Here is a 10,138-nt window from a genome sequence, read left to right on the forward strand (position 1 = left end):
TTGTCGTACGCTAAACCAATATTATTCAAAGTAGTAGCTTCCACCCTGCGATCGCCCAATTGTCGCAGAATTGGTAAAGCTTGGTTAAAGTATTTCAATGCTTCTTGCGGTTGGGAAATGCTGTCGTACGCTAAAGCAATATTATTCAAAGTAGTAGCTTCCACCCTGCGATTGCCCACTTGCCGCAGAATTGGTAAAGCTTGGTTAAAGTATTTCAATGCTTCTTGCGGTTGGGAAATGCTGTTGTAGGCTAAACCAATATTACTCAAAGTAGCAGCTTCCCCCTTGCGATCGCCCGCTGACTGCGTAATTGGTAAAGCTTGGTTAAAGTATTTCAATGCTTCTTGCGGTTGGGAGATGCTGTTGTACGCTGCACCAATATTATTCAAAGTAGCAGCTTCCCCCCTGCGATCGCCCACTGACCGCATAATTGGTAAAGCTTGGTTATAGTATTTCAATGCTTCTTGCGGTTGGGAAAGGCTGTCGTAGTTAAGACCAATATAATTGAGTGCTAGTGCTTCACTTTTTTTCTCTTTCAATTGTCGCGCAATGGCTAGAATTTGCTGCCATGTTTCTATTGCCTGTCGCGCTTCTTGTCCTTGCTGTCCCTGTTGTATTGCTTGCTCTATGAGTTGGTTTAATTTTTCAAGCTGTGAATTTTGACTTTGGGCCCAACTCGGTTGCACCATCAGCGGCACAGTCAGAGGAGTCAGACACACACCCAAAACCCAAACACTGCTAATAATTTGTTTCATCATTTTCATAATTTACCAAAGTCGATTAATAGAATAGGCATCAAACGCAGAATCTTTACTTAATATCGGTATCCCTTCCACCATTGATTGTGCAATGAGCAAGCGATCGAACGGATCTTTATGATGAAAAGGCATGGTCACGATCGCATTCAGATGATCTAAATTGATATTCAGGAGATTAAAGTCTTCTAAACTGAGTTTTTGCCCGATATACTCCTGAAAAGGCACACTCAAATTCAGCAGCCCTTTACTTTCCTTAATTGCCATCTCCCAAATACTTGGTATACTGACCAGTTTATTATTATCTTCGTCCTCAATTATAATCCGTGCAGTGGCACTAAGTTGAGAATCGCCTGCAAAAAACCAAATTAAGGTATGAGTATCTAACAGAAGTTTCATTACATATAATCCTTGAAATCTTCTAATGGCTCGTCAAAACCGTCAGATATTGAAATTAAATCGCGATCGCTGCCAAACAGTGGTGCACGGCGCTTTTTAGGAGGCATCACCGATGATTTTCTCTTGCTTGTGCGATCGCTTTCAAAGAATTCTCTAATTTTAATTTTTTTCCGTTCCTCTCTGTCTTCATCTAACCAAGCTGTCAGAAACTCTTTCATTCTTTTCAGTTTATCCTCAGGGTTGACAGGCGAAACTTCCCGCACTTCAATCAGAACTTCGGAGCCATCAGGAATGTTGAATTTTTCTGACAGTTGGATGTTTTTACCTTGTTTTATGCCTTTAAGTTGGATAGGTTCGGATTTCAACACTTGCCTGAGATAATCGGATTTCAACACTTGCATGAGATCCAAATCTGACAGTTGGATGTTTTTACCTTGTTGTATGCCTTTAAGTTGGATAGGTTCGGATTTCATCGCTTGCCTGAGATAAATTGCAGATATCAGGTCAGACCAGGTAAAGTTTTCAGGCAGTTGATCGATTAAGCTGCGGACTTCTTCTTTAAGATTGATGGTTTCCATCGGTTTTAGTAAAGAGAGTATAGATTTTAATTGTAGTACAAGCGGTATTGAAGCGATCGAGCTTTTAGCAAAAGTTCATTCCAACTGATATTTTACATTTGTTGCAACAGTCCGGCGGGGGTTAAAACCCCCGACGGACTACGGGATTTGTGTTTTTTAATTAAGCCCGATCGCACACAACTTCAAACACACCCCCTGGAATAAACCGACACAAAGCCCTCCGCCGATCGTCCGCATCTTGGCGGTTGACAAAACGCGCAATTGTATAGTGCTCAGCATTCGGTAAAATTCGGACGATCGCCCAAGAAGTGCGATCGCCCCCGTTTGACTTTTCAGGTGTTTTTCCTCGCGGATTTGGGTTGAGTTCGATCGCGGGGCGATCGGCGATCGTCGGAGAATTGGCTTTTCTGAGAGTGTTGAGGTAGCCGGCGATCGTACTTCCTTTGAGATTCGCCCCGACGCGCAGAATCAGAAACACCGCAAAGCTTTCGATCTCTGGCCCAGTCATGCGCGCGCGATCGGCATCAAAGTCTTCATCAGAGTAGCTGCGGATACCCGACAGCAGTTGCGTTATGCCAAAATCATTCACAGCTTGTTGATAGCCGCGGGTATATTCGCTGCCGTCGCTCACAGGCTTTACCATAGTAATAGTCTCCTTATTATGTGGATTGTCTCCTTGTATTTGGGGAACCATCAGCCAGCGCGGGCCGTAGGAAGTTCAGCGCTGGCTTTTGACTTTTTGAAACTATAGCATAGATATAGCACACATAAATGCTTTAAATGAGCCAAACTCGACAGGATGGTCTAGATACAGCACAATTACGATCGGCTTATACTAAAAAATAATGAATCTCTGATGACCAAACGCTTAGCGACCTATTTAGCCGATGGAATCTATGACATCCTTGAAGAGTGGGCAAGTCAAGAACGCCGTTCAGTCAGCAGCTTGTCAGCATTCATTTTGGAGCAAGCAGCCAGAGAACACCAAAAGGAAATGAAACAACAACCCCCGCCATCGGATGAGAAGCAGGAGAAGAGTTGAGTGGACGCATCAAAGCCAAAGAAACCGGGTTTTTTGCGGTTTTTGCTGTCTGTAACTAAGTATTTCGCAAAAAAACCCGGTTTCTGACCACCCGTGCGTCCAGAACTATATGAAATTTATCGGAATCGATTTAGGTTGGAGTTCAGGAGCAAGCGGATTGTGCTGTTTGAATTGGCAAAATAACCAATTAGAATTAATAGAGTGCGATCGCCAACAATCCCTGAACGACATTCTCACCTGGATCGATACCCAAGTCTCCCCAACCGAACCAGCAATAATCGCAGTAGACGCCCCCACAATCATCCCTAATCCTGCGGGAATGCGCGAAGCAGACAAACTCACCCACAAACACTTCGGGCGCTACCACGCCGGCTGCTATCCCGCCAATCTTTCCCGCCCCTTCGCCCAAAAAACAATCGAATTCGGCCTCAGTTTAGAAGCCAGAGGATTTGTCCACGCACCGATAATAGAAGCTCAAAAATTAGGCAGATATCAAATAGAAGTCTATCCCCATCCAGCCACAATAAACTTATTTAAATTAGACAAAATCATCAAATACAAAAAAGGAAAACTGGCAGAACGTCAACTAGAATTGATGAAACTCTGCCAGTATATTATAGATATTTTACCGAGCCTTGAACCCTCTCTAAATCTTTCTTGTGGCACAGGCAAGATGCCTGTGAGCCTTGGCGGTTTAATTCCTTTAGAAATCCCCACCAGTGTTGCAACCCTCAAAGCCTTAGAAGACAAGCTAGATGCCTTGCTGTGCGCTTATATAGGCGCGCACTGGTGGTACTGGGGAATCGAGCGGAATTTGGTTTTGGGCGATCGCACAACCGGCTACATCGTCGTTCCCCAACTTCGATAACACGAGAGGAAGAATGACAGAATAGGGCATGACAACAGTCAACAGTCAACAGTCAACAGTCAACAGTCAACAGTCAACTGACTAATGTGCCCAGAGAATCACGCCAGCTTCATAAGGACTGCTGAGATTGTCGTGCTTCGGCAAAACCCGCAACGACAAACCTTGCAAGCCGCTAGAAGTATAAGTAATGTCAGCCGTATAAAGGCTAGTATTGTGAGAATCTTCTCCCAAATACTCCATCACCACCGGCACGCCACCGATGATATTTCCGTTAGCATCAACCGAACCTTGATAAAGTTCGACTTGCACGTCCGCAGGCGTCAATCCCATCAGATTAATCCGAGATTTAACAGCGATCGACTGATTGACCTTAACTTCCTTATCCTGGGAAATATCAACAGCCTCAATTTTAATATCCTTCCACTTCGCGAGAATGTGCTTCTTCCAGTGAGACAACTCCTTGGCGGGAGCGCAATTATCCGAAGTCATGGTGTGGAATCGATCGCTCACCGGGAAATATGCCCGCCGCGCGTAATCCTTAACCATCCGAGCAGTATTGAAGAAAGGACAGTTCAAGCGAATCGAATCCTTCATTTTCGCCGTCCAACCGCGGGGAATTCCATCATCATCCCGGTTGTAAAACAGCGGTACAACTTCCTTTTCCATCAAGTCGTACAAAGCATTCGCCTCGACCTCATCCTGATACTTAGTATCTTCGTAAAACTCGCCATGTCCGATCGGCCAACCGGTACGAACATAATCAGCCTCATCCCACCATCCGTCGAGGATGCTCAGATTCGGTAAACCGTTCATCGAAGCTTTCATCCCCGAAGTCCCGGAAGCTTCCCGGGGGCGGCGCGGCGTATTCAGCCACACATCGCAGCCAGACACCATCATCCGAGCGACGTTAATGTCGTAGTTCGGCAAAAAGACCATCGAGCTCATCGTGTCGTGCTCGCGGATGAAGTGAACGATATCCCGAATCAATTCCTTACCCGGAATATCCATCGGGTGAGCCTTCCCAGCAATCACAAACTGCACGGGACGGTTGCTGTCCCGCATGATCCGCATAATTCGCTCGACATCGCGCAAAAACAGTGTAGCCCGCTTGTAAGTAGCAAAGCGGCGGGCAAACCCGATCGTCAGCACCTTGGGATTGAGAGCCTCCCGCGCCCGCTCGATTTCCGTTTGGGCCGCACCGCGCTCGCGCAAAGTCTTTTGCAGCCACTCCCGTGCGAACACCACCAACTCCGATCGACAGCGTTCGTGATTCCGCCACAATTCCTCATCAGGAATCGACGACAGCCTGTCCCAGAGTCGATCGTCCTTGCGAGTCATTTCCCAATCCGGGCCGAGGTATCGATCGTACAACTCCTGAGTAGACTTCGCCACACAACTGCGAGCGTGAACCCCGTTGGTAATCGAAGTAATCGGCACTTCTTCCTGCGGCAAACCCGGCCACAATCCCTGAAACATCGGGCGCGACACCACACCGTGCAAAGCCGCCACCCCGTTGACAAAACTTGACATTTTAATAGCCAAAATAGCCATATTCAGAGGCCCGGACAAATCGCGAGTATTCTCGCGGCCCAATCCCAGAAACTCATCTTGCGACAAGCCAAAAATCTTGGGATATTGATCGAGATAGTGCATCACCATATCCGGCTCGAACAAGTCAAACCCAGCAGGTACAGGCGTGTGAGTCGTAAACATACTGCTCGAAACCACCACCTGTTCCGCTTCCACGAAACTCAGGTGATATTCCTCCATCAGCATCCGAATGCGTTCCAAAGCCATGAAAGCCGCGTGGCCTTCATTCATGTGATAAGCAGTAACTGTCAGCCCCAATGCCTTGAGCATTTTCACGCCGCCGATGCCCAGCATGATTTCTTGGTGCATCCGCAGAGTTTTATCACCGCCATACAGTTGGTCGGTAATATCTTGGTCGTAGCGGCTGTTAGGTTCAATATTTGTATCCATCAGGTACAAAGGAACCGTTCCCACTTGTACCCGCCAAATTCGGGCATACACCTTGCGGCCGGGATAGTCCACCTCAATCCGCAATTCCGAACCGTCGGGATTGCGTTCTGGGTGCAGCGGCATATTGTAGAAATCGTTGAGCGGATAGCGTTCTTGCTGCCAGCCGTCGGCGTTGAGATACTGCGAAAAATAACCTTCTTGGTAAAGCAAGCCAACGCCGACTAAGGGCAAGCCCAAATCGCTAGCTGATTTGAGGTGGTCGCCCGCGAGCACGCCCAAACCGCCGGAATATATGGGCAGGGCTTTAACTAAGCCGAATTCCATCGAAAAGTAAGCATAGCATTCCTGCAGCTCGGTGCCGCGCTGTTTGCGGTACCAGGCGCGATTTTTGAGGTAATCGTCTAACTGCTGGGCGGCTCGGTTCATTTGGGCGATGAAGCCTTCGTCTTCTGCCATTTCTTGCAGTCGCTCTTGAGATATGGTTCCGAGCATCAGCACCGGGTTTTGGTTGCTGGAGTCCCACAGATCTCGATCGAGGCGGCGGAAGAGGTCTTTGGTATCGACGTTCCAGTCCCAGTGCAAATTGTAGGCAAGCTTGCGCAGGGGTTCGAGAATTGTCGGTAGCGAGGGGGAAACGTTAAATGTGCGAATTGGCTGCATAGACAAAGCTTTTATGTTGGAGTAGCGCTATTTTCCTCTGTCTTTAGCTGCAAGTCCGTGATTCTGCACACTATTTTAAGTTTTAAGCCGCGGGGGGCGATCGACTGTTACCTTAACTTCGGCGGCTAATGCTGAGTTCGATCTCCCTTAAAACGACTTGCCGCACTTGTGGATCTGGTTTCTCGGTTCAGTCCAGGCCGAGCGAGCAGTAACGCGATCGCCCGATCTTCCTTCTTAATAAGTTCTTCTCAGGCTGTTGTCAGAGCTTATTAAGATTAGTTCTTGATTAGGTCGAGCCTAAATCTCAACTTAAGCCTCCAGTCCGCTCTTAGACTTAAGTCCGAAGCTTATAGCTCAAGTTTTCGCTTTAGTCCTCACAGGCCGGAGGGCCCGAGGGTCTCACAGGCCGGACTGGAGATGTAACGTGTTTGTTGACATCAACGGCCGGCCACCCGATCGGCCTGTGAGACCCTCCGGCGCATTTTACTAATAAATGAAAAATTTTATTAATAAATAAGTGAAAATTTTACTTGACATTGACACCATACTTATTATATTTTGAGCGAGTTACTGCAAATGATTAGTGATAAAGTGCTGGGTTGTTGACCGCCACCCTTACGAATTGCGTAGCAGCCCCAAAATATTACCGATGTTGTGGTGTGAAGATGAAACTGTATTTATCATTGGGGTGCGTTGCACTGCTGAGTGTTGGTATTGCGCCTTCAGTGGCGGCTGAGGCTGCTAAAGAGGACTTAACAGAATTTGAACGCTCGATCGCACCTGCGCCGATCGAGATTCATCGTGAATCAGATGAATTGCCTCAACAACAGCCCGCGATCGCAACTCGGTTACAGCCAGAACTTCCCATTCAGGTGAAGTCGTTGATTAAAAGTCAGAAGCTTGAAACAAAGCAAACTGCGGCAGACGACTCACGCCAACCCAAGCCCGAGTTGACGCAAAATATTTCCAACTCCGACGATCGCTCTACCTCTATCCCGAATCCTCCACCAGTAGCTGCTGCGCTATCAATACCGACGACATCTATTCATAAAGTCGGCGAAATAGAACAACCCAGCACCAGTTTAGAGGGATTATTGCCGCGCCAGCAACCAAGTTTTACCTTCTCTTCAGGAATGCAAATCTCTCAATCAGTCGTACAAGTAACAGGAGTGCGACTAAACTCAACTCCGGCAGGTTTAGAAGTCATTTTAGAAACAGCAGAGGGGCAAGTGCTGCAAGCGAATACTAGGGCAGAGGGAAAAACCCTGATCGCTGAGATTGCCAATGCTCAACTAGCCCTACCAGGGGGTGGAGAATTTAATGCCGAGAATCCATTTGAGGGGATTAATTCAGTCGCGGTGACTGCTGTTGATGCCGTTAGTATCCGCATTATTATTACAGGGCAAGAAAATTTGCCAACAGCAGGTGCAGTCAGAAGCGATAGCGGTTTAGTTTTGAGTGTCAGCACAAAACAAATTCAAATTACCGTCACCGCCGGTCAGCAAACTCCCTATCGAGCTCCCATTGCTTCCACTGCGACGAGAACCGACACGCCAACTCGAGACATTCCTCAGTCGATCCAAGTTGTCCCTCAAGAAGTGATAGAAGATCAACAAGTCACCCGCTTAGATGAGGCACTCCGCAACGTTAGCGGTGTCACAGTGGGCGGAGATTCTACAGGACGGGGTGGCAGCTTCGGCCTTCGGGGTTTTGACAATGCCCCTATCTTGCGAGATGGGTTTAGGCGTTACGGTTTGTTTGAAACTTTTCCAGAAGTCGCCAACCTCGATCGCGTTGAAGTTCTGAAAGGGCCAGCTTCAATTTTGTACGGAGAAATTCAGCCAGGGGGTTTAATTAACTTAGTATCCAAACAACCGTTATCAGAACCTTTCTACGAAGCTGAACTGCAACTTGGAAACCAGAGTTTTATCCGACCCCGCTTTGACATTTCCGGCCCTTTAACCTCAGATCGCAGCCTGCTTTACCGCCTGAACGGATTGTACCGAACAAGTGAGAATTTTGTGGACTACGACCAAGACAATCAGCGGTTCTTTATTGGTCCGACGCTTGCTTGGAAAATAAGCGATCGCGCCGACTTGACAGTTTCTCTTGAATACACCGATGATAAGCGGGCTGCCGATGATGGACTGCCTGTTGTTGGCAATCGAGTTGTTGAGGTTCCGCGCGATCGTGTTGCCGGCGAACCCGATGATAGAGTAGACGCTCAATACTTTAATATTGGCTACAATTTCGAGTACCGTTTCAGTGACAACTGGAAGCTAAGAAATGCCTTTCGCTATTCATCCTACAACTTCGATTTCAATGTAGTCGCTCTGCCAATTTTCTTTGATGAAGAAACTGCTGAAGTTAATCGCTTCTTTGCTTCTCAAGACGGCCAAGATAAAAACTACGCCCTCCAAACAAACATCGTCGGTGAGTTTGCTACAGGTTCAGTCGAACACACACTCATATTCGGTGCAGACATCAGCTACAACGATGAAAGACTTGTCGCAGTCGGTGATTTTGTCACACCGCAAACCCTCAATATTTTCAATCCGGTTTACAGAAAAGTTCTCAAGCCAGATGAAGATGCCCTACCTGATTTTGGAGGAAATGATGTAGAGACAAGCAGATATGGATTCTACGTGCAAGATCAAATTTCAATCTTCGATAATTTAAAGCTGCTAGCAGGTCTTCGCTATGACACCGCAGAGCAAAAAAACCGAGTTATTCCGGGTACTTCCAACCCAGATGCAAGCGAAACAACTCAAAATTACGATGATTTTTCCCCCCGTGCAGGGATTGTTTATCAACCCATTCCAGAAGTTTCTCTTTATGCGAGTTATTCGCGCTCTTTTAATCCAGGTTCGGCAACAACAGCCGGGGGCGGTCTGATCGAACCCGAAACCGGCTCGGGTTACGAAGTCGGTGTCAAAGCTGAGTTGCTCGACAGAAGGCTGGGGGCTACAGTGGCATACTTTGACATTAAAAAACAGAACGTTGCTGTCACAGATCCGAATAATTCTTTATTCTCAATTGCCTCTGGGGAACAGCAAAGTCGTGGTGTTGAACTCGATATTTCGGGACAAATTTTGCCGGGGTGGAATATGATTGCAGCTTACGCCTATACGGACGCTGAAGTTACAGCAGATACAGACCGCGAGTTGGTGGGCAACAGATTGTTTAATGTTCCCAAACATAGCGGTAGTCTGTGGACAACTTATGAAATTCAAAGCGGCGAGTTGCAGGGTTTAGGTTTTGGGCTTGGGTTCAACTTTGTTGGCGAGAGACAAGGGGATTTAGCTAACAGCTTTCAAGCGGATAGTTATTTCCTCCCCAATGCTGCTGTTTTTTATCAGCGCGATAATTGGCGAGCTGCCATAAATATCAAAAACCTGTTCAATGTCAACTACATTGAATCTGTCACGGGTAGCAGAGCTTCTGGCAATAAGCCTGGTGAACCATTGACAGTAATTGCTTCATTTACCGTGCAGTTGTGATAGTTATTTTGCGACTTGACAACGACTCGATCGCGTTCTAAATTTTTCTACCAGGAGACTCCACCATGAAACGATTTCAACTTAATCCAATTCTCATTCTAACTGGGGTAGCAACGATCGCTTGTCAACCCCTATCAGATGCACCGCAAGTCAGTCAACCTGACGCGAAACCAGCCTCAGAAAACATTGCAAGTCGATCTCAAAAGACTGCTCAGGCAGCGCCCCCCAAAACTACGCCTCCATCACCTGGAGCCACTCAAGTTATCTCGATGAATGCTTATAAAGTCCCTTACTTAGGATTTAATGGCGTGTTTAATCTCAACACAGAACACCAGAACTCTGTCAAAGATCCGCGC

At 47.1% G+C, this 10,138-nt stretch carries 8 protein-coding genes and 1 pseudogene; 4 read left to right on the forward strand and 5 right to left on the reverse strand.

Annotation, left to right across the window (positions count from 1 at the left end; all coding sequences use genetic code 11):
* The 4 genes from QUA20_RS20145 to QUA20_RS20160 all read right to left on the reverse strand — a co-directional run.
* On the reverse strand, positions 1-764 hold a 764-nt coding region (locus tag QUA20_RS20145; RefSeq protein ID WP_333190831.1), incomplete at its 3' end, for a tetratricopeptide repeat protein.
* A 3-nt stretch (positions 765-767) separates the two neighbouring features.
* Complete coding sequence (locus QUA20_RS20150; RefSeq protein ID WP_333190832.1) at positions 768-1,154, reverse strand: type II toxin-antitoxin system VapC family toxin; 387 nt, start codon at positions 1,152-1,154, stop codon at positions 768-770.
* A complete protein-coding gene (locus QUA20_RS20155; RefSeq protein ID WP_333190833.1) occupies positions 1,154-1,732 on the reverse strand; it encodes a hypothetical protein in 579 nt (192 codons plus the stop codon). Before QUA20_RS20155 ends, QUA20_RS20150 begins: the two co-directional genes overlap by 1 nt.
* A gap of 160 nt (positions 1,733-1,892) precedes the next feature.
* Positions 1,893-2,375, reverse strand: coding sequence for a hypothetical protein (locus QUA20_RS20160; protein ID WP_333190834.1), 483 nt, complete (start codon positions 2,373-2,375; stop codon positions 1,893-1,895).
* Positions 2,376-2,588: 213 nt separating this feature from the next.
* Here QUA20_RS20160 and QUA20_RS20165 point away from each other — a divergent pair, with 213 nt between their 5' ends.
* Together QUA20_RS20165 and QUA20_RS20170 are read left to right on the forward strand one after the other, a co-directional pair.
* The gene (locus QUA20_RS20165) at positions 2,589-2,774 is read left to right on the forward strand and encodes a ribbon-helix-helix domain-containing protein (protein WP_333190835.1); all 186 of its coding nucleotides are present in this window, start codon (positions 2,589-2,591) and stop codon (positions 2,772-2,774) included.
* A 109-nt stretch (positions 2,775-2,883) separates the two neighbouring features.
* A complete protein-coding gene (locus tag QUA20_RS20170) occupies positions 2,884-3,642 on the forward strand; it encodes a DUF429 domain-containing protein (RefSeq protein ID WP_333190836.1) in 759 nt (252 codons plus the stop codon).
* An 81-nt stretch (positions 3,643-3,723) separates the two neighbouring features.
* On the opposite strand, the gene glgP is transcribed toward QUA20_RS20170, so the two are convergent.
* The gene (gene glgP / locus QUA20_RS20175) at positions 3,724-6,282 is read right to left on the reverse strand and encodes an alpha-glucan family phosphorylase (protein WP_172188861.1); all 2,559 of its coding nucleotides are present in this window, start codon (positions 6,280-6,282) and stop codon (positions 3,724-3,726) included.
* Positions 6,283-6,947: 665 nt separating this feature from the next.
* Here glgP and QUA20_RS20180 point away from each other — a divergent pair.
* Both QUA20_RS20180 and QUA20_RS20185 read left to right on the forward strand, forming a co-directional pair.
* Positions 6,948-9,782 carry a TonB-dependent siderophore receptor gene (locus tag QUA20_RS20180; protein ID WP_333190837.1) on the forward strand — a complete coding sequence of 945 codons (2,835 nt, stop codon included), beginning with the start codon at positions 6,948-6,950 and terminating at the stop codon, positions 9,780-9,782.
* 65 nt (positions 9,783-9,847) lie between these two features.
* Positions 9,848-10,138 (forward strand): annotated as a pseudogene (locus tag QUA20_RS20185) (hypothetical protein); the annotation flags it as partial.

The sequence above is a fragment of the Microcoleus sp. Pol7_A1 genome (assembly GCF_036701085.1).
In the GTDB taxonomy this organism is placed as follows: domain Bacteria; phylum Cyanobacteriota; class Cyanobacteriia; order Cyanobacteriales; family Microcoleaceae; genus Microcoleus; species Microcoleus asticus.

What these genes read in the sequence shown, in the direction of transcription:
- QUA20_RS20150 (WP_333190832.1), bottom strand. Translation starts at nt 1,154, where the DNA reads ATGAAACTTCTGTTAGATACTCATACCTTAATTTGGTTTTTTGCAGGC.
- glgP (WP_172188861.1), bottom strand. Translation starts at nt 6,282, where the DNA reads ATGCAGCCAATTCGCACATTTAACGTTTCCCCCTCGCTACCGACAATT.
- QUA20_RS20160 (WP_333190834.1), bottom strand. Translation starts at nt 2,375, where the DNA reads ATGGTAAAGCCTGTGAGCGACGGCAGCGAATATACCCGCGGCTATCAA.
- QUA20_RS20155 (WP_333190833.1), bottom strand. Translation starts at nt 1,732, where the DNA reads ATGGAAACCATCAATCTTAAAGAAGAAGTCCGCAGCTTAATCGATCAA.
- QUA20_RS20165 (WP_333190835.1), top strand. Translation starts at nt 2,589, where the DNA reads ATGACCAAACGCTTAGCGACCTATTTAGCCGATGGAATCTATGACATC.
- QUA20_RS20170 (WP_333190836.1), top strand. Translation starts at nt 2,884, where the DNA reads ATGAAATTTATCGGAATCGATTTAGGTTGGAGTTCAGGAGCAAGCGGA.
- QUA20_RS20180 (WP_333190837.1), top strand. Translation starts at nt 6,948, where the DNA reads ATGAAACTGTATTTATCATTGGGGTGCGTTGCACTGCTGAGTGTTGGT.